23 protein-coding genes and 1 tRNA gene are annotated in these 18,374 nt (G+C 66.8%); 11 read left to right on the top strand and 13 right to left on the bottom strand.

Going from position 1 to position 18,374, the window contains the following annotated elements; genetic code table 11:
* Positions 1 to 12: 12 nt before the first annotated feature.
* The gene (locus tag VGI62_RS17345; RefSeq protein WP_331505788.1) at positions 13 to 264 is read right to left on the bottom strand and encodes a hypothetical protein; all 252 of its coding nucleotides are present in this window, start codon (positions 262 to 264) and stop codon (positions 13 to 15) included.
* A 341-nt stretch (positions 265 to 605) separates the two neighbouring features.
* Here VGI62_RS17345 and VGI62_RS17350 point away from each other — a divergent pair, with 341 nt between their 5' ends.
* Positions 606 to 983, top strand: a complete 378-nt coding sequence (locus VGI62_RS17350; RefSeq protein WP_331505789.1) for a helix-turn-helix domain-containing protein — start codon at positions 606 to 608, stop codon at positions 981 to 983.
* Positions 984 to 1,012: 29 nt separating this feature from the next.
* On the opposite strand, the gene VGI62_RS17355 is transcribed toward VGI62_RS17350, so the two are convergent.
* Positions 1,013 to 1,642: a TlpA disulfide reductase family protein gene (locus VGI62_RS17355; protein WP_331505790.1), complete on the bottom strand. Its 630-nt coding sequence runs from the start codon at positions 1,640 to 1,642 to the stop codon at positions 1,013 to 1,015.
* Here VGI62_RS17355 and argH point away from each other — a divergent pair, their 5' ends adjacent.
* The 3 genes from argH to lysA are packed head-to-tail and all read left to right on the top strand — an operon-like array spanning position 1,643 to position 4,643.
* Positions 1,643 to 3,064, top strand: coding sequence for an argininosuccinate lyase (gene argH, locus VGI62_RS17360; protein WP_331505791.1), 1,422 nt, complete (start codon positions 1,643 to 1,645; stop codon positions 3,062 to 3,064). It abuts the gene before it with no gap.
* Positions 3,061 to 3,375 carry a hypothetical protein gene (locus tag VGI62_RS17365; protein ID WP_331505792.1) on the top strand — a complete coding sequence of 105 codons (315 nt, stop codon included), beginning with the start codon at positions 3,061 to 3,063 and terminating at the stop codon, positions 3,373 to 3,375. Before argH ends, VGI62_RS17365 begins: the two co-directional genes overlap by 4 nt.
* Positions 3,372 to 4,643 carry a diaminopimelate decarboxylase gene (lysA, locus tag VGI62_RS17370; protein ID WP_331505793.1) on the top strand — a complete coding sequence of 424 codons (1,272 nt, stop codon included), beginning with the start codon at positions 3,372 to 3,374 and terminating at the stop codon, positions 4,641 to 4,643. The genes VGI62_RS17365 and lysA overlap by 4 nt, the downstream gene beginning before the upstream one ends.
* Before the next feature lie 18 nt (positions 4,644 to 4,661).
* On the opposite strand, the gene VGI62_RS17375 is transcribed toward lysA, so the two are convergent.
* The 6 genes from VGI62_RS17375 to VGI62_RS17400 form a co-directional block, all read right to left on the bottom strand.
* Entirely contained in the window at positions 4,662 to 4,838 is a 177-nt protein-coding gene (locus VGI62_RS17375) for a hypothetical protein (RefSeq protein ID WP_331505794.1), read from the bottom strand.
* A gap of 106 nt (positions 4,839 to 4,944) precedes the next feature.
* Positions 4,945 to 5,814: a toll/interleukin-1 receptor domain-containing protein gene (locus tag VGI62_RS17380; RefSeq protein WP_331505795.1), complete on the bottom strand. Its 870-nt coding sequence runs from the start codon at positions 5,812 to 5,814 to the stop codon at positions 4,945 to 4,947.
* Between the two features lie 31 nt (positions 5,815 to 5,845).
* On the bottom strand, positions 5,846 to 6,718 hold the full coding sequence (locus VGI62_RS17385; protein WP_331505796.1) for a c-type heme family protein: 873 nt from the start codon (positions 6,716 to 6,718) through the stop codon (positions 5,846 to 5,848).
* 74 nt (positions 6,719 to 6,792) lie between these two features.
* Entirely contained in the window at positions 6,793 to 7,197 is a 405-nt protein-coding gene (locus tag VGI62_RS17390) for a hypothetical protein (protein WP_331505797.1), read from the bottom strand.
* Positions 7,198 to 7,266: 69 nt separating this feature from the next.
* Positions 7,267 to 7,794 (bottom strand): phosphoribosyltransferase, encoded by a 528-nt coding sequence (locus tag VGI62_RS17395; protein WP_331505798.1) that lies wholly within the window; start codon positions 7,792 to 7,794, stop codon positions 7,267 to 7,269.
* A complete protein-coding gene (locus tag VGI62_RS17400; RefSeq protein ID WP_331505799.1) occupies positions 7,787 to 8,677 on the bottom strand; it encodes a DUF3426 domain-containing protein in 891 nt (296 codons plus the stop codon). The genes VGI62_RS17395 and VGI62_RS17400 overlap by 8 nt, the downstream gene beginning before the upstream one ends.
* On the opposite strand from VGI62_RS17400, the gene VGI62_RS17405 reads away from it, so the two are divergent.
* From VGI62_RS17405 to VGI62_RS17420, 4 genes are read left to right on the top strand one after another with little or no spacing between them, the layout of a single operon-like run.
* Entirely contained in the window at positions 8,676 to 9,404 is a 729-nt protein-coding gene (locus tag VGI62_RS17405) for a cell division ATP-binding protein FtsE (protein ID WP_331505801.1), read from the top strand. The two genes, VGI62_RS17400 and VGI62_RS17405, sit on opposite strands and share 2 nt — an antisense overlap.
* On the top strand, positions 9,401 to 10,294 hold the full coding sequence (locus tag VGI62_RS17410; RefSeq protein WP_331505802.1) for a cell division protein FtsX: 894 nt from the start codon (positions 9,401 to 9,403) through the stop codon (positions 10,292 to 10,294). The genes VGI62_RS17405 and VGI62_RS17410 overlap by 4 nt, the downstream gene beginning before the upstream one ends.
* 10 nt (positions 10,295 to 10,304) lie before the next feature.
* Entirely contained in the window at positions 10,305 to 10,928 is a 624-nt protein-coding gene (locus tag VGI62_RS17415; RefSeq protein ID WP_331505803.1) for a YdcF family protein, read from the top strand.
* A gap of 2 nt (positions 10,929 to 10,930) precedes the next feature.
* Positions 10,931 to 11,638 (top strand): lysophospholipid acyltransferase family protein, encoded by a 708-nt coding sequence (locus tag VGI62_RS17420; protein WP_331505804.1) that lies wholly within the window; start codon positions 10,931 to 10,933, stop codon positions 11,636 to 11,638.
* A gap of 47 nt (positions 11,639 to 11,685) precedes the next feature.
* Here the strand turns inward: VGI62_RS17420 and VGI62_RS17425 are convergent, their stop codons facing one another.
* The gene (locus VGI62_RS17425; RefSeq protein WP_331505806.1) at positions 11,686 to 12,216 is read right to left on the bottom strand and encodes a gamma-glutamylcyclotransferase; all 531 of its coding nucleotides are present in this window, start codon (positions 12,214 to 12,216) and stop codon (positions 11,686 to 11,688) included.
* Between the two features lie 26 nt (positions 12,217 to 12,242).
* Between VGI62_RS17425 and VGI62_RS17430 the strand changes: the two genes are divergently transcribed.
* Entirely contained in the window at positions 12,243 to 13,286 is a 1,044-nt protein-coding gene (locus tag VGI62_RS17430) for a DUF2125 domain-containing protein (RefSeq protein ID WP_331505807.1), read from the top strand.
* 14 nt (positions 13,287 to 13,300) lie between these two features.
* The gene (locus VGI62_RS17435; protein ID WP_331505808.1) at positions 13,301 to 13,924 is read left to right on the top strand and encodes a class I SAM-dependent methyltransferase; all 624 of its coding nucleotides are present in this window, start codon (positions 13,301 to 13,303) and stop codon (positions 13,922 to 13,924) included.
* Here the strand turns inward: VGI62_RS17435 and VGI62_RS17440 are convergent, their stop codons facing one another.
* The gene (locus tag VGI62_RS17440; protein WP_331505809.1) at positions 13,925 to 14,494 is read right to left on the bottom strand and encodes a DUF4126 domain-containing protein; all 570 of its coding nucleotides are present in this window, start codon (positions 14,492 to 14,494) and stop codon (positions 13,925 to 13,927) included.
* 173 nt (positions 14,495 to 14,667) lie between these two features.
* Here VGI62_RS17440 and VGI62_RS17445 point away from each other — a divergent pair, with 173 nt between their 5' ends.
* Entirely contained in the window at positions 14,668 to 15,543 is an 876-nt protein-coding gene (locus VGI62_RS17445; RefSeq protein WP_331505810.1) for a 3'-5' exonuclease, read from the top strand.
* A 252-nt stretch (positions 15,544 to 15,795) separates the two neighbouring features.
* Here the strand turns inward: VGI62_RS17445 and VGI62_RS17450 are convergent, their stop codons facing one another.
* The 3 genes from VGI62_RS17450 to VGI62_RS17460 form a co-directional block, all read right to left on the bottom strand.
* Positions 15,796 to 16,410: a DUF4118 domain-containing protein gene (locus VGI62_RS17450; protein ID WP_331505811.1), complete on the bottom strand. Its 615-nt coding sequence runs from the start codon at positions 16,408 to 16,410 to the stop codon at positions 15,796 to 15,798.
* A gap of 835 nt (positions 16,411 to 17,245) precedes the next feature.
* A tRNA-Met gene (locus VGI62_RS17455) sits at positions 17,246 to 17,322 on the bottom strand.
* Positions 17,323 to 17,487: 165 nt separating this feature from the next.
* Positions 17,488 to 18,207 carry a hypothetical protein gene (locus VGI62_RS17460; protein WP_331505812.1) on the bottom strand — a complete coding sequence of 240 codons (720 nt, stop codon included), beginning with the start codon at positions 18,205 to 18,207 and terminating at the stop codon, positions 17,488 to 17,490.
* Between the last annotated feature and the right edge of the window lie 167 nt (positions 18,208 to 18,374).

Genomic DNA, 18,374 nt, shown 5'->3' on the forward strand with positions numbered 1-18,374 from the left:
GATCCGCGCGTGTCAGGCGTCGCAACTCCTGACGGCGTGAGCCACGTGGAACGATCCCGAGTGAGACAGCACGATCCAGTCGCCGCAGCGAGCGATGACTGGTCCTTCCGGCGTGCGCACCTGAACGGCTGCGCTCTCCACCACTGCGCAGGCTTCCTCGCCCAGCCAACGCCATAGCGTGCGCCAGCTCTTCTTGTCGCTTGGCGGCGGCACCCGCAGGGCGGCGCCGTGGTCGAAAGGCGGATGGAGGCGAATGGCGCGCATGGAACCCGCGACTGACAATGAACTCATTGAGTCGAATTCGGGGTGCTTCGGTCACCAAGTGCTTAACCGGCGCCACTCCGAAGCGACCGGCGCCACTCCGAAGCGGGACAAATCGACGCAAAATCTCGCCTATGACGCGTCTTTTGGTGACTCTTACGGCTGAGGTTGCATATTCTCGAACCAGCGGTTTTTCGGACCTCTTTGCGAAGCGGAAATTAAAACCTTAACCTATGGTCGAGCTTACGCGCGGATCGGGGGCGTTCCACGCTGAGAAGGGGCTCGGAGAGGATCGCAACTTGGCAGACCCGTCGACGAAGGCGCCGGATCCTATGGATGTCGCCTTGGGAGCCGCGGTGCGCATCCGCAGGCGCACGATTGGCATTTCGCAAGAAGCGCTCGCCGACCAATGCGGCGTCAGCTTCCAGCAAATCCAGAAATACGAGAATGGAGCGAATCGAATCTCGTTCTCGCGGCTCGTGCAGATCGCGCGCGCTTTGAAATGCCGCGTGGTCGACCTGATGGACGTCCTGGACGGCCCTGATCGCGAAACGACAGGAGACCTCGATCTGCTCACGCGGATGCGGACTCCTGGCGCACTCGAGTTGCTGGCGGCTTACGAACAGATGCCGCCCGAAGCGCGGGCCTCGCTCGTCGGCCTGCTGCGCGCGTTGACAGCGCAAGCCGCCGTCACGCCCGTCAAGAGCCGCCGGGTCGCCTAAAGGAACTCCTGGGTGCTCCCCGGCGCGACTCAGCTCTCCGCCAGGAGCCTGTCGATCACCGAGGCGGCGCCCCGGCCTGCCCAATCGGCTTCCCCGGAGATACGCCCGCGTTCGAGGCCATCCTTGCCCAGGATGATCGTCGTCGGCATGCCGCTCGCTGCCGGCCTGAGCGCCCAGGGCAGCTTGGCCTCGGGGTCATTGTAGAAGGTAAGTGGGGCCTGCTGGGCGATGAAGGCCTTGGCCTGATCCCTCGCCTCGGGTTTGTCGATGCTGACCGCGACCACCGCCACCGGTTTGCCGGCGTAGGCCCTGGCCAGGGTGGCCAGTGTGGGCATCTCGATCTTGCAGGGACCGCACCAGGTCGCCCACAGGTTCATCACCACGACCTTGCCCTTGAAGTCGGCCGCCGTGAGCTTCTTGCCGTCCTCGTCGAAGAAGGCGTAGCTCGGCGGCAGGACGCCATCGGCGGGGTGCTCCAGCTTCAAGGCGACGTCGTGCGTGGCGGTTGCGACAGGCACGGAAGTGGGCGCCTGCGGCGCCGACTTGGTCGAGGCCTCCACGATGATGTAGACAACCGCCGCGACGCCTATAGCAGCGGCGCCCCAGAGGGCCCATGTCAGGACCCCGCCCCTGGGCTTGCCCGCGGACTGATCGTTCATATGACTGACGACTCCTCTGACGCCCCGAAAACGGCCGGCCCCGGTGGGCAGGCCATGTGGGGCGGACGTTTTTCGGACAAACCCGCCGAGCTGATGCAGGCGATCAACGTCTCCATCGGCTTCGATCGCAGGTTGGCGGCCCACGACCTGGAGGGGTCCCGAGCGCACGCCGCGATGTTGCAAAAGACCGGCGTCATTACAAGCGAGGACGCCCAGGCGATCCTGAAAGGGCTGGAGGCCATCGGCAAGGAGATGGCCGCGGGCGCTTTCCCGTTCCGGGCGGAGTTCGAGGACATCCACATGAACGTGGAGGCCCGTCTGCGCGAGCTGATCGGGCCGGCGGCCGGCCGGCTGCACACCGCGCGTTCGCGCAACGACCAGGTGGCGCTCGATTTCCGCATGTGGGTGCGCGAAGCCTGCGACCGTACCCTGGCCCAGATCCGTGCGCTGCAGAAGGCGCTGGTCGCCAAGGCCGAGCCGAACGCCGCGACCCTCATGCCGGGCTTCACCCACCTGCAACCGGCCCAGCCGGTGACCTTCGGCCACCACCTGATGGCCTATGTGGAGATGTTCGGCCGTGACGCCTCGCGATTCGCCGACGCCAGGCGGCGGATGAATGAGAGCCCGCTAGGCGCCGCGGCTTTGGCCGGCTCGCCCTTCCCCATCGATCGTCATGCCACGGCCAAGGCGCTGGGTTTCGAAGCGCCGGCCGCCAACTCGCTGGACGCCGTGGCGGACCGCGACTTCGCCCTCGAAGCCTTGGCCGCGGCCAGCATCTGCGCCATCCACCTGTCGCGACTGGCCGAGGAGATCGTGATCTGGATGACGCCGCAGTTCGGCTTCATCGCACTCACCGACGCCTTCACCACCGGCTCGTCGATCATGCCGCAGAAGAAGAACCCCGACGCCGCTGAGCTGGTACGGGCCAAGGCGGGCCGCCTGTTGGGCTCATTCACCCAGCTCGCCGTGGTGATGAAGGGCCTGCCGCTGACCTACTCAAAGGACATGCAGGAGGACAAGGCGCCGACCTTCGAAGCCTTCGACGCCCTCGAACTGTCGCTGCGCGCCATGGCCGGGATGGTCGCCGACCTCGAGCCCAACAAGGACCGCATGGCCGCGGCGGCTGGAGCCGGTTTCTCGACCGCGACGGATCTTGCGGACTGGCTCGTGCGCAACCTTGGCCTGCCGTTCCGCGATGCCCACCATGTCACCGGAGCGGCTGTGAAACGGGCCGAACAGTTGGGTTGCGACTTGCCGGGCCTGCCGCTTGCCGAACTTCAGGCGTTGGAACCAAGGATCACCGACGGTGTCTACGACGTGTTGAGCCCCGCCGCTTCGGTGGCCAGCCGAATGAGCTACGGCGGGACCGCGCCCGATCAGGTGCGCGCCCAAATCCACCGTTGGAAGGAGTTCCTCGCATGAACCTTCATCATCTCTCCCGGGCCTGCGCGGTCCTTCTGATCCTTGGCGCGCCGCTTGCGGCGTGCGGCAAGCTGGGCCAGCTCGAAAAGCCCGGGCCTTTGAACGGCGCCGGCCGGGCCACCGAACGTCAGGCTGACGAGCAACAGCGTCAGGCGCAGGACCGCGAGCGGCCCGTCGACACCATCGATCCGCGCGATCGCACCACCGACCCTGCCCCGCCGCGCACTTTGCCGATCGAGGGCGCGCCGCGAGATCCCGGGCGCTCCGGCCCGCAGGGTGCGCTCCCCGACCCGTACGCCAACCCGCGATGAATCACTTCGAACTTAAGGGGGGTGAGCTCCATTGCGAGGACGTACCGCTGGCGGAGATCGCCAAGGCGGTCGGCACGCCGGTCTACGTCTATTCGTCAGCGACGCTGGAACGGCACTTCACGGTGCTTCGCGACGCGCTGGTCGGCGCGGGCCTGAAGGATCCGCTGATCGCGTTTGCGGTGAAGGCTAACTCCAACGTCGCAGTCCTTCGGACCCTCGCCAACGTTGGCGCCGGCGCTGACGTGGTGTCGGAAGGCGAAATCCGCCGGGCCCTGGCCGCGGGCGTGCCCAGCGAGCGCATCGTCTTCTCCGGCGTCGGTAAAACGGAGGCCGAGATCGCCTTTGCACTGGAGGCCGGTGTCGCCGAGATCAATCTGGAGTCCGAACCGGAACTGCACCTGGTGAGCGCGGTCGCCCAACGCCTGAGCAAGCGCGCGTCAGTAGCCATCCGGGTCAACCCTGACGTAGAGGCGGGCGGCCACGCGAAGATCTCCACCGGCAAGGCGGAGAACAAGTTCGGCGTGTCGCTGGCTGAGGCGGAGCGGCTCTACGCCAACGCCGCCAACATGGCCGGTGTGCGGCCGGTCGGCGTCGCCTGCCACATCGGCAGCCAGATCACCGACCTCGCCCCCCTCGAGGCGGCGTTTCGCAAGATGCGCGCGCTGGTGGAACGCCTGCGCGCCGAAGGTTTGGGCGTCGAGCGCCTCGATCTGGGCGGCGGCCTGGGGGCCCCTTACTTCAATCAGCCGACGCCGCCGGAACCCCGCGACTACGCCGCCATGATCGCCGGAGTGATGGACGGCCTGACCGGCATCCAATTCGCCTTCGAGCCCGGGCGAATGATCGCTGCAAACGCCGGCGTGCTGGTAGCTCGCGTCCTGCACGTAAACGAGAGACCCGAGGGGCGGAAGTTCCTGGTGTTGGATGCAGCCATGAACGACCTCCTGCGGCCAGCTATGTACGACGCCTATCACGACATCCGGCCGGTTAAGCCGCGGTCGGGAGAGCCCTTGGTCTACGATGTGGTTGGGCCGATCTGCGAGACGGGCGACACCTTCACCCGCGACCGCCTGCTGCCGCCGCTGGCGGCCCGCGACCTGGTGGCCTTCATGACCGCAGGCGCCTATGGCGCGGCAATGTCGAGCGAATACAACAGCCGCCTGCTGGCGCCTGAGGTTCTGGTCAGAGGCGCTGATTACGCGATCGTTCGACCTCGCCCGAACTACAACGATATGCTGGCGCGCGAGCGAGCCGCGCCGTGGCTATGACGCGGGCCTGAGCGAAAGCTAGGCCTGCGCCGGATATTGCTCAACGACGCGGCTGCTGCTCCAGAGCTCCATGGCGCGGCGTTCGCGCTGCTCCTCGGCGTAGTCCTTGGCCTCCGAATCGGAGGCCACTTCGAAAGACACCGCTTCTCTGATGCGGCCGCCCTCGTCGAACAGATAGAGCTGGTAGCTAGGCATACTTACTCCAGCCGCCCCCACAGGCGACGTCCAACGTCTCCTCGCCGGTTTAACGCGCAACTTTCGCCGCCGTTCCCCAATCGTTCGGAAAATCATCGCGTCTTGGCTACTCAGCGCGGGTGGTTCGGAGGAACTGCAGGCGTTCCTTTTCGCCGGAAATCCGGAGGGAAAGGCGTTGGCAGAGCCCCTCCCTGGAGTCCGCCGCCTGGCGTTCGCGCGCGACAAGCTGTGCGGCTATCGGACCGAGATAGGGCTTCAAGGCGCTTGTGATCGCCTCGACCTCCTCGGTCGTTATCCGGTCTGGGGCCGGCGGGCCTTCGGGGATTTTCGTCGTCCTCGGCGTAACGACCTGGCCCGCGGGGCGATGATCGGTGGCCCAGTCGAGGAAGCTCTTGCGGTCGAGCGGATTGGCGATGCTGCGGGCGAGCTCTTCATAGAGCTCCCGGCGATTCGACGCCTTGCCCGCAGCTTGCCGGACCAGCACTCCGGCGATCGGCCCCATGAAGCCGGTCAGCCGCCGTTTCGCATCCTGCAGGACGTCGCCCGAAAGGCCCGGCGCCATCGGACCTGCCTCCTCCCGTGGCGCCTCAGCCTCGCCCGCCTGTCTGCGGATCGTCGTCACACAGCGGCGGACCGCCTCATCGAAGTCTTTGGTCGCGTCGAGAAACTGCATTCGCGTCATGCGCAGCGGCGGAGTGCACGGTTCGATCAGGATGGGAATGATGTCCTTCTGACCGTCGAGGGCGACACTGACCTCGTCAGCCACGTTCGAACTTGCCGCCGAACGTGGCGAAAGGATCACGACCATCCCCTCGCAGCCCCGGACGGCAGTCTCCACGGCCCTGTCCCAGTGCTGGCTCGGACGAATGTCGTATTGGTCGACCCAAACCGAGACGCCCGCGGCGATGAGCGCATCGGCGACCCGCAGGGCGACGCGCTCGTCTAGCCGGGCATAGCTCAGAAAGTAGGTCGTCATGGCGCGGAGCGCTCCGTGGCAGGCAAACCTCTCACCCCTCGGAGAGCATGCGCAAGGCTTCCTGGAGGCTGCGGCGCATGAGGTTGATGGCGTTCGATAGCCGGGCGATCTGGTCGGAACCGCTGCGCACGTATTCCGGAACGTCCATGTCTCCCATGCTGACCGCCTCGGCGGTCTTGGCCATTCGGTCGATCGGCCGGATCACCATGAAGCCCAGCAGAAGGTTGAGGAGCAGGAACAGGAGCGCAAAGACGCCACCATAGATGCCCAGGAACAACAGCCTCACGTGAGCGGCGCGCGCAACGGGCACCGACATCGGCACGCTGACGATCTGGGCTCCTATGATCTCGTTCGGCTGCCAGCCGAAGCCGTTCTGTGGGCCATAGAGCACGACCATGGACTTCGGCGCCGCCTGCGGCGTCGAATGGCAACTTAGGCAGGCCGGCTTGCTCACCAGCGGGCGGGCCAGGTTCAGGGTCGGGCCTATCGGTGTCTGGCGCTCCGTCACGATCTCCTGCTTCAGCGGATGATCGCGGAAGTCGTTGATGACGTCGGCTTCCCAGTCGCTGGCGCGGTCCTCGGGATTGGTGGGATTGAGCGCGGCCTCGCGGTAGCTGTAGTCGACGAACTTCGCATGCAGCACGTCGAAGTTCTTCTTCGCCGCGTAGGCGGACACGGCCTGCGGATGGAAGGTCGCTTCCATGTCGCTCTTCAAGAGCGGCGCGATCTGTTCGGAGGTGTACTTCCGAGCGCCGGCGGCGCTCTCCATCATGATCCGCGAACTCTGCAACACCTCGTCGCGCGTGAGGGCCTGGAGGATCGGGGTCGCGGCAACGGCAAAGAGGCCGACGCCCAGCAGCGCGACGAACAGCAACGTTAGATTGAACTTCGTTCGGAGACCCATGGCGCCCCTCCGGTTCTCGGCCGGACAGTCGCCCAAGGGCGAAGATCATTCAATGGTTTCGGTGCGGCTTCGGCCTAGAGGTCGGCGCAGGAGCTCATGTTGACGGGGCGATGGTCAGTACGGGTCCAGCCTGATGCCGCCTTGTCGAACTGCGCGGCCCGGACGCCAGACTGGCTGTGTTTGAACTTGGGGTCGAAGCCGTTCCAGGTCATGGCCGCCACGACGCGGGCGGTGGCGCCCTTGGCCTGGTCGGCAGGCGAAATTGTGCGCTCGGCCTTGCAGGCGACCTCGAAGCTCTCGCACTTCTCACCCTCAGCCTGGCTCTTGCAGAGCGGATCGGAGGCCATGATTTCGGTGCGCCACTTCAGGATCTCCGTGTCGAGGCCGGCGAACTTGTCACCGGCCTTGCCGGACTGATGCGCCTGGTTGCAGCCGCCAAGGATCAATAGGGCCGCGATGGCCGCCGCGCGTCTCGTCAAGTTATGAACTCCCATGGGTTGGTCGCGCTGGAAGCCGCAACGATGCGGCGGCAATAGGGCGGAGCCCTTCTAGTCCAACGCGCCGATGTAGGGGAGGCCGCGATAGGCCCCGGCCGCGTCCATGCCATAGCCGACCAAAAACCGGGCAGGCGCCTCCCAGGCGACAAAGTCCGGCTCGATCGCCCGCAGGGTCGGCCACGGCTTGCGGGCAAAGACCGAGGTCAGGACCTTGCCGGCGCCGGCGTCGCGCACCAGCCGGGCGGCTTCCGACAGCGAAAGGCCGGTGTCGAAAACGTCGTCGACGACCAGCGCCGTTCGGCCGGCCAGCGGCCGCTGCAGGTCGGCGCGCACCTCGCAGCGTCCGAGGCTCGCGCGGGCGTCGCCATAGGACGCGAGCCAAAGGGCGTCGAAGCCCACATTGCAGCCCAGCTGTGACAGGGCGCGGGTCAAGTCGGCGCAGAACCAAAGTCCGCCGGTGAGCAGGCAGACCGCGACTGTCCTGTCGTCGACACGAGGCGCGATGACCCGCGCGAGCGCGGCGACGCGCGTGGCGACCTCTTCCTCGGAAAGCAGGACAGTGGGAACAGCGTCAGTCATGAGGCGGCAGCGCGTCGGGGCTGCCCGCGGGCAGTGGCCTGGCTTCAGCCGGCTCTGCGCTCCCCAGGCTCGCCTCGTCCGCTCGCGCCGGGCCCTGCACGGAGCCCCGGCCGCCAGCAAGATCAAAGGTCACTTCCATGTCCCGGACGCCGGCGGGCGGATCGACAAGGGCGATCGCGAAATTGCGGACGGCGCGGGCCGGCATCTCGCCGTCGATGGGCCTTGCGACCTTGACCGCCAGTGGCTTGCCCGCGTGGTCCAGCAGGCTGATGCGGAGCGCCGGCGCGCTTGAGGCCGCGTCGCGTTGGTTGCGGATCCGCCCGGTCACCTCCAGCACCGGTCGCCCCCCTTGGAAGGTGGGTTCGGCGTGGACGTCCTCGATCACGAGGTTGCTAACCGCCATTCCGAGGCCGGCGTAGGCCGCCCGGCTGACTGGCAGGAACCGCACCACCTGAGCTCGGAACGCGACCGCGGCGGCGACCAGCGCTGCGATCACCACGGCCGCGCCGACCCAGACCAGCACCTTTCCCCCGGCCGCCCGTCGCGGTTCGCGAGTCGGTTTGATTGTGTAGGCAGGCGCCGCCGCCGGCTCAGGCTCAGGCTCCTCCGCAATCCGTTCATGTACAGCCGGATCGGCGACGGGCGCGACTTCCGGTTCGGAATCGGGGTGCGCCGGCGGCGCTTCGTGCGCCTCCACCGCTGCTTCCGCACGCGCCGTCCAGCGCGCCCCGCAATTCGAGCACTTCACTGTTCGCCCAGCCGGCGAAATCCGTGAGTCGTCCACGAAATAGCTGGTGGCGCACTCTGGACAGGTCAGTATCATGACGATCGAATCGGACGCTCCCGCAACCTCCCTTTCGAGGTCGCCGATTTCGGCCTTCATGTCCAGAAACCCCGACGCCGCTCCGGCGACCAAATCCGCCGATCAGGTCGTCCGTTTCGACGATGTCTCCATGCGCTACGGGCGCGGGCCGGACGTGCTGCGCGACCTCAACTTTTCGTTGCCGCAGGGTTCGTTTCACTTCGTGACCGGTCCATCGGGGGCCGGCAAGACCTCGCTCTTGAGGCTGATCTATCTGGCCGCCAGCCCGTCGAAGGGGCAGGTGCATCTGTTCGGCCAGGACACCGCACTCGCTTCGCCCGCAGCGCGACCGCAGATTCGCCGGCGAATTGGCGTGGTGTTCCAGGATCTCCTTTTGCTCGACCACCTCTCCGCGTTCGATAACGCGGCCCTGCCCTTGCGGATTGCTGGCCGCAAGCCGGCGGAATACAGGACCGACGTGGGCGAGTTGCTCACCTGGGTCGGGCTGGGCGGGCAGATGAACGCGCTCCCACCGACTCTGGCGGGCGGCGAGCGCCAGCGGCTGGCGATAGCGCGCGCGGTGGTCAATCGCCCCGAGATTCTGCTGGCGGACGAGCCGACCGGCAACGTCGATCCGGAGATGGCGCTGCGCATCTTCCGGCTGTTCGTGGAGCTCAACCGGCTTGGGGCCACCGTTCTCATCGCCACGCATGACCAGGACCTGATCGCGCGGTCGGGGCGCCCCGTGCTGCAACTGGAGCGGGGACGGATCAGCGCCGCGCCGCCACAAGGTCCGGCGGCCACGTGAGCGAGCCTTTTGATCCCCAACGCTGGCGCCCAGCGCCATTTCTGCCCGAGCGCGAGGCAAGGGACGTCGCGCTGATCTTCGTCGTCGCGGTGTTATGCTTCCTGGCCTGTCTGACCGCCATGGGGGTTATCGCCGCCGACCGAGCGGCCCGAGGATGGACGGCGCAGTTGACCGGCGAAGCCACGGTGATCGTGCGGCCCCACGGCGGCGAGACGCCCGACGCGGCCGCCGCCCGCGCCGCGGAGACCTTGGCTGGGACCGCCGGTGTGACCGAGGCCAGGGCGCTGGAGCCCGCCAAGGCCTACGACCTGATTCGTCCCTGGCTGGGCGACGTCAGCGATTTGGAGGACCTTCCGGTTCCCAGGCTGGTCGCCGTCACCCTGGACGCCAGGCATCCGGCCGACGCCAAGCGCCTGAACGCGGCCCTCCAGGCTCAAAGGATCGATGCAACGGTCGACGACCATTCCCGCTGGATCAAGGACATACGTGGCGCGGGTCGGTTGGTGCGCTGGCTGGGCGTCGGCGTCTTCGCGCTCATCGCCGCCGCGGCGGCCGCAGTGGTGGCGTTCGCGACCCGCGCGGGGCTTGCGGCGCGGCGAGACGTGGTCGAGGTGCTGCACATGGCCGGCGCCGAGGACCGCTTCATCGCCAGGCTGTTCCAGGTGCGATTCGCCCGCGTCGCCGGCCTCGCGGGCCTGATCGGGGCGGTATCGGCCGGGGTGCTGGGCGCGGGCCTGCGTTTTGCTGGCGGCGGCCAAGGGCTGACCCCTGCCCTACCGCTGGCCTGGAGCGACATCCTCGCCGTAGTCCCCTGTCCGCTTTTGGCCGCCCTGGTGGCCGCCGCTGCGGCCCAGGTCACGGCGATGCGGTTGATCCGCGGCATGCGATGATGTTGGCGCCTTGAAAACCCTGGCGGCCTTGCTGGTGCTGGCGCTGATCTGGGCGTCCGGCCTGATGGCGTTCGCGACGCGCGTTCAACAGTCGACGCCGCCGGCGGATCCACCGCCGGCCGATGGGATCGTGGTCCTTACCGGCGCCAATTCGAACGAACGCATCGCTGCGGCGGTCGATCTGCTGGCCGCGCATCGCGGGCGGCGCGTCCTGGTCTCAGGTGTGAACCGGGTGGTCAGCCGCGAGGAGTTGCGGACGGCCTCAAACACCGTTCGCAGGCTCTACGATTGCTGCGTCGATCTCGGCTTCAACTCGGTCGACACCGTCAGCAACGCCCGCGAAACGGCCGATTGGGCCAAGACGATGCGCTTTCAGAGCCTGACGATCGTTACGATGGACTACCACATGCCCCGCGCGATGCTCGAGTTGCGCGCAGTCCTGAGGCCGCCGGCCTTCACTTTGCAGACCTATGCGGTGCCGACCCCGATGCTGAAGGCCCGCGAATGGTGGCGCTCGCCACGCGCTACGCGCTTGATGGTGGTGGAGTATTCCAAGTATCTGGCGATCCTCGGCCGCGAGTTGGTGCTGGGGCTCGGTCCCCCCGCAGACTCCGTGGCGCCTCAGAAGGGCTGACCTTGCTCCTCGTGCGATCCTACCTCTTCACGGCGCTGTTCTACCTGTGGTCAGTGTTCTGGGTGCTTTTGATCTCGCCGCTCATGCTGGGGCCGCGAATCTGGATGGTGCGTTCCTGGACGATCTGGTCGCAGGGCGTGATGCTGCTGTTGCGCGTCGTGTGCGATATTCGCGTCGAGTTCAGGGGTCATCAGCATATGCCCACGGCCCGTGCGCTGATCGCGCCCAAGCACCAGTGCATGTTCGACGTATTCGCCCAGTTCGCGGTGCTGCCCGACAGCTGCTTCGTGACGAAGAAGGAACTGATGTGGATTCCATTCTTCGGTTGGTACGCCGCCAAGGCGCGGATGATCTCGGTCGATCGAGAGGCCGGGTCCACGGCGCTGCGCAAGATGGTCGCCGACGCCAAGGACCGCTTCAGCCACGAGCGGCAGATCGTGATCTTCCCTGAGGGCCATCGGGGCGAGCCCGGCCAACCCGGCGACTACAAGCCGGGGATCGCCGCCCTCTATCGCGAACTCGATGCGCCCGTGCATCCCATGGCCACCAATGCGGGCGTTCACTGGCCGGCGCATGGTCTCATCCGGCGGCCAGGGACCATCGTCTACGAATACCTCGAGCCCATCCCGCCTGGCCTGAAGCGCGCAGAGTTCATGAGAACTCTTGAAGACCGCATCGAGACGGCGTCGACGGCCCTGCTCGGGCTCTAGTCGTGGTTGGACCTGGAGGACGCGCGGTTAGCGGACAGCCATGGGCGCTAGGCTTCGCGGGCTTCCACCAGCCCTAGCAGCATCTGCATCGAGCGGTCTCGAATACCCTCCTGGGCAAGGTGTTCGACCAGGTCCCGCAGGTAGTCGACATTACGACCGGAAAGGCCGTTGGCTCCGGCGATCAGTTCGGCCTGGCGCTCCAGGCTCAAGGCGCCAGCCCACTGCGGATGACGCACATCGGAAAGAAAGACCATCGCTTCGACCCGTCGGCCATCCCCCAGCCGCACGAAGCGACGCGCCTCCACATAGGTCTCAGTCGGCTGTTCGCGCTCCAGCAGGTAGGCGTAGACGTCCGGCCAATCCTCGGACGCGATTCGGTAGGCCATGCCCCGCACCGAACCCCCGGGCGCCAACCCCAGGACGAGGCCTGGTCTTTGGTAGGTTCCGCGGTGGTGGACCGAATAGATGCAGAACGCGCGTCGGCGGCCCGGCAGGGTCGCTGCGACGCGTTCAGCGAAAGCGAAGCCGGGCCTCCACATCAGGCTCCCGTAGCCGAAGACCCAAAGCTCGTTCGACATCCCGCCCCGCGGCTATAAGAGACCTAATGTCTGTGCACGATCCCTCTCCGCCCCGCAAATCCCGCAGGCTTGGCTTGTGGCTGCCCTTCGTTGTGTTGGCGCTGGCTGTCGCCGGCTGGAGCGCAGTCTGGTTCTGGGCCAAGGGCCAGGCGCAGTCGCGGATTGACGAGGCGGTCCAGACGCTAGGTCGCGCCGGCTGGCAGCTTACCTGGAAGGAGCGGCAGATCGGCGGCTATCCGTTCCGCATGGACGTCACGCTTACGGACGCCCGTATCCGCGAGCCTTCCGGCTGGGCGCTGGAATCGCCGCGGATCGAGGGCGAAGCCTACATGCACGCTATCACCCATTGGTTGATCGCCGCACCCGAGGGGATCACCTTCGTACGTCCCGTCGGCGGACCGGTGGCGGTGAAGGGCGACCTCATACGCGCGAGCGTGAGCCATTTCGACACCCGACCCCCCAGTGTCTCGTTCGAAGGCGTCAAGCTGACTTTCACCCCGCAGCCGGGAGCCCAGCCGTTCGCGCTTACCACAGCTGACCGGGTCGAGTTTCATCTCCGCGCCGGACCGGACGACGAGGGCGGCGTCTTCGCGCGCCTGGACAACGGCAAGGCTCGGCTCTCCGGTCTCTTCGCCCGCGTGGCCGGCGACAAGCCGATCTCAATCGTCTGGAACTCCACGCTATCGAAGATGAGCGCCTTCGCCGGCGCCGACTGGCCCGAGGCGGTGCGTCACTGGACCGACGCCGGTGGTCGAATGACCGTTCGCCAGGCCGGGATCACCGCTGGCGAGGCGGTTGTTGGATCGAACGCAGGGAACCTGGGCGTCGGGCATGACGGGCGGCTCTCCGGCTTGTTGGATGTCACCCTGCGCCAGGCGCCAAGAGCCTTGGGCGCGTTGGGCGACGAAGGGGTCATCGACCGCGATGCCGCCCAAGCCGCCACTGCGGTTGCCGAGGCTCGCCGTGGCGGCGACGAAGCGGCCCGGGCGACACTTGATTTCCAGGCTGGCCGCACCACCCTGGGTCCCGTAGCCCTAGGCCCCGCGCCCAAGGTCTACGAGGCGCGTTGAAGGCTGGGGGACCCATGGCCTCGCTTTACGACCGCTTCATTCTACCCAGGCTGCTGGCTTGCGGATGTTCGTCGCCACCGACCATGAAGCAGCGCGCCAAGGTCGTGCCCCGAGCGACCGGGCGAGTGCTGGAGCTTGGCATCGGCCTTGGCCTCAATCTTGGCTTCTACGATCCGGACAAGGTCGAGAGCGTCACGGGGGTCGATCCCTCCGCGGAACTCCGCTCGGCGGCGGTCGCTGCGCCGCGAGACCCGAGGCTCGCCGTCAGCGTCGTCGAGGGGACCGCTGAGGCCTTGCCGTTCGAAGACCATAGCTTCACAACCGTGGTCTGCACCTTCACCCTCTGCTCGGTCCATTCGCCGGCAGCAGCGCTCGCCGAGGCTCGCCGGGTGCTACGGCCCGGCGGGACCCTGCTCTTCTGTGAGCACGGACTGGCCCCCGACCTTGGTGTCGCCAAATGGCAGCGGCGGATCGAGCCCCTCTGGAAGCGCATGGTCGGCGGATGCCACCTGACGCGCCCGGTCTCCAGCGCTATCGCCGCATCGGGTTTCGCGCTCGCTCAGGTGGAGAGCATGTACGTACCGAACACGCCCAGGATCGCCGCCTGGAACGAATGGGGTTCAGCAACACCGGCCTGACTATGACGCCCGTTTGCGCAGGAAAGCCCAACTCCTGAACCCGACGAACAACAGCGCGGCCACCGCTAGCGCGGCCAGGACGGGCGCAAGAATGGCGAGAAGCGAGAGGATCGCCGACACAGCATCCTCGACCAGGGAGACGATCGGATTGCCCAGTCCGGCCGTGGTCGTCGTGCTGACCACCCGCGTGCCGGCTTGGGCGGCATGGAACGCCAGCGCTGTCGGGGCGCCGACGATGAGCCCCGCCACAGCAGCCATGGCCGGGTCGACGTGACTGAAGACGGCGCCGGCCGCAAGAACGCCGGCCAGGGGGCGGGTCACGACGCCCACGCCGCTCAGGGCGTGATCGACGAGCGGGATCTTGTCTGCCGCCAGTTCGACGACCGTTGCGACACCGAGGGCGACCAGCGCATGGGTCGAACCCAGCCAGGCCACATGCGGATTGATCGTGACGCCGAACAGCCCCATGCGCGCCACCGCCGCCAGCACCAACAGAGGCAGAAATGTGCGCAGGCCGGTCGCGGCGGCTAGGCCGAGGCCCATCAAAGCCGGCAGGACCCAGACTTCCATTGGGCTTCCGATCGAGGCTGGCGGGCGCCCAGCTTAGGCCACTTGAGGCTCACCAGCGAATGGAAGGTAGGCTGGCCTGAAGGTCGAATTTCGGGCGTGGAGCCAACAGCCGTTCGTGGCGTTGCTTGGACGTTTGACTTGGCCTGAAGGCAGACCGACGGCACACCTAGGCCATGACGCACGAAGAGATGGCGAAGACGCTGGAGGCCACCGGCGAATATCGGGTCCTGAGACGCCTTTCACCTCGGACCCCACTCAAGGCGGATGGCCCAACGCGCCTGGGCCTGTTCGTGGACGTCGAGACCACGGGCCTGGACCCGGCCCGAGACGAGATCATCGAGCTCGCCATGGTGCCGTTCACATATTCCTTGAGCGGCGAAGTGCTGGAGGTGCATCAAGCCTTCCAAAGCTACCGCGAACCGTCCGTTCCGATCGCGCCCGAGATCACGGCGCTGACCGGAATCACCGACTCGATGGTCCAAGGCGCGTCCATCGATCCTGATGTCGTCGCAAGCTGCGTTGCGCCCGCCGCAGTCGTCGTCGCCCATAACGCCGGGTTCGACCGCCGCTTTCTCGAGCGCCTCAGCCCGGTATTCACCACCAAGCCCTGGGCTTGCTCGATGAGCCAAATTGAGTGGCAGGTGGAGGGATTCGAGGGCACGAAGCTGGGCTACCTCGTCGCGCACGCCGGATTCTTCTACGATCGGCACCGCGCTATGAACGATTGCCTGGCTGCGATCGAGCTTCTCGCCCGCCCGCTCCCGGGCGGCGGCGGCACCGCCCTTGGCAAGCTATTGGACCGGGCTCGAAGACCCACCTACCGCATCTGGGCCGAGAACAGCCCCTTCGAATTCAAGGATCTCTTGAAGGCGCGCGGCTACCGCTGGAACGCGGAGGGCAATGCCCAACCCCGGGCCTGGTACGTCGACGTAGCCGCCGATCTTCGCGACGCGGAGATCACTTACCTGCAGCGAGAGATCTACCAAGCCGACGTGAACCTCCTCGTCACCCGCATCGACGCGCACGACCGATTCTCCGACCGCGTCTGACGCGTCTCGGCCACGGAGATCTGAAATTGTAGGGCCAAGCCTGATCGGGGCCCGTTCAAGATCGTTTTCCACTGAAATCGAACTCGCTTAAATCCGACGTCATGCTGGAGCCGTCTCGCGCGAAACCGGACTCCAGCTCCATCCGGAGGCGGGACAAGCAGCCGCCGTCCTGACGCCGGAGGCGCGCATTGCGATGCCCGATTGGTGCGCCCCTAGCGCGACCCTTCCGTGGCTGGCGACAGAGCGCGCGGCTCAGGTAAACAGGCGGATGGTGTGAACCACGCCCAAAATCACGGCCAGCCACGAGATGAATGAAAGGACGGCGGCGAGCAGCAGGCCGCGTCCCATGGCCAGCGGACGTCTCCCAATTGCGGCAGGTGATGCTCCTTGTCCCCTGTGGGCGGCGGATTTGAGCCTTTCGACGCCGAATATCACGGCGCTGGCGGACAGCAGAAACAACAGCGTGCTGACAATGTCGGTGGGGGCGGCGGAAAATTCGAAGCGCGCCCCCATGAACATGAGATTGGCCGCGAGCGCGGAGAGGACCGCGGTGACAACGGCGCTGCGCCAGCCGAGGAAGGTCGCGGCCGCGAGCACAAACGGGAAGTAGGCTGGGAAGATGGAGACGTCGTTCACCACGTGGTCCATGGCCAGCCGGATCAGCGTGGGCACGACGGCCGCGGAGCCGGCCCAGAGGATGGCTATCAGCGGCGGCGGGGCGCGGACGCGGGACCTAGGGACTGGCGCATGAGACATAACCTGAAGCTCCGGCAGGGCGGACCTCGCAGAAATGCACGCAATACCCGGCTCCGTCCGCACGGGCCCGCTGGCTGGACATTCGCGGGGAGTATCGCCACGGCGATGCATATGGAAATCGGGACTATCCCGAGGTCCGATCCAGGTGCGCAGCGGGTCCGAACTCGGTCATCGCCTCGGCGCCTGGGATCTGAGGTTTAGCCTTTCCGCCAGGGGACGTTCTGAACCTCAGCTCAGGGGGCGGATTGCCGACGTTCGCAGCAAACTATCCGCCGGTCCGGGATCGACCTGATAGACGTGGTCCTGAGAGTGCGAAACGCTTCCGCAGTCGCTGGAGGGCGGTCCGAGGTGCGGGCTGCCCCTCATGAGCCGGTGCAAGCGCGTCGTTGGGACATCCGCCCTGAAAAATCCGCTCCCCACCAGGAAGTGCCACGTGTCGAAGAAGGGGGGCGGATTGCCATGAAATCCCGCGCTATTCGGGGGACTCTTCGGCTTTTGGTGGTCATCGTCGCCGCGGCGGGTTTCGCGCTGCCGGCGTCCGTAGGCTTGGCTCAGGATAATCAGAGCGGGAACCATAAGAGCGGCGCTGCGGCATCAAAGCCGCCGCACACAGTATCCGGGGTGACTGTTCACGCTCCACCGAAGCCGCATACGATTCCGCCTCACAAGAGGGCGGCTTTCGACGCCGAGGCGGCAAACCGCAAAGCCTGGACAAACTATCGCGCGACCCCGCCGGCCCGGACAGGCGGGGGAGGGCTCCCGGGCGCCTCGCCGCAGACGGAAAACTACCCGGGGCTCAGCAAGCTGGGCTCCCACTGAGACGAAGTCGCTCGCGCGCACGTCCCTGTCTCAAGATCGGGGCGGTCCCGTCGAGATCGTAGTGCACAGAAACTTGCGAAGTTCATGAGCGAAGCAGAACAACCCGGAAACGCTGGGTTGGATGCTTTGGTAGCTGGGGGCGGGATCGAACCGCCGACCTGTGGGTTATGAATCCACCGCTCTAACCATCTGAGCTACCCAGCCACGGGCTCTCGCGCGAGAGCCGCGGGTTATAGGGTTTCGAATCCGCGGCTTCAAGCGGCTTGGGCGCATGGCCGCAGGGCGCGGCCATCAGCCACCTCGGCTCCGTCCGATGTTCGTACTCGCAGGTCGGGTTGGACACTCGTTCGCGCCGGCGCCGCGGACGAGTTACCGAACCAGTATCGGGTGTCCGGTCACACCGCCCCTGGGCAGCAGAAGGTCCGCCCAGCGCCAGTCGGCGGAGCCGACGGCGAGCCTCGCCGAGCCGGCGCCCTCTGCGGGCGAAATCAGGATCAAGCCGTGCATCGGCTCGACTCGGCAGGCGGCGGGAGCAGACAGGATCTCCATCATAACGGCCTCGCGTATAACTGCTAATCCGTCCCCGTCCTCCCCGGCGCTACGCACCCAGTCCCCGTTCCAGAGCATCAGGGCCCGGCCTCCCGAGCCGGGACCGAGCGCGCCGTTCAGGAGGGCGGCCTGGACGCGGGGATCCTTGCGGAGACCGGCCTGCAGCCAGCGCGCGACGTCGCAGGGCCCTCCGCCGCCCGAGCCTGCTCCGGCGTGAGTTGCGCCGGCCAACTGGGCCGCGGTGAGTTCGACGCCTGTCGTCGCCTTCGGATCTGGCCGCGCCGGCAGCGGCGCGACATCCGGCGGCGCCGGTTTTGGCGGGTGGAGCTTCGGCGGGGGTTTTTCGGGAGCAGGCGGAGCCGGCGACGGCGGTTCGGGCGGCTGGGCCTTCGGCGGTGGCGGGAGTTCCACCAGGGCTACCGGGATCGGCGCCGGCTCCTGTGCGGGCGTCGGTGGCGGGGTCGATCGGACCGAGAGCAGCGCCGCCAGAACCAGCACGTGAGCCGCGAGGCTGAACGTTACGGTGACAAGCCGCTGCAAGCCTCGTCTGCGCGGTCGACCGCCCATAACCATCCCAGATGCTGACCTTGAGACTTCGCTCCCGCCGCAATCTCGGTTGCACCCGCGGCAGGATCGTGGCGCCTTCGGTTTGACGCAGCACCTGAAGCGAAACCACTTGGGCCCAGAATCGTTTCCAGTCGAAGCTC

The organism is Phenylobacterium sp. (assembly GCF_036495085.1).
Classification (GTDB): Bacteria; Pseudomonadota; Alphaproteobacteria; order Caulobacterales; family Caulobacteraceae; genus Phenylobacterium.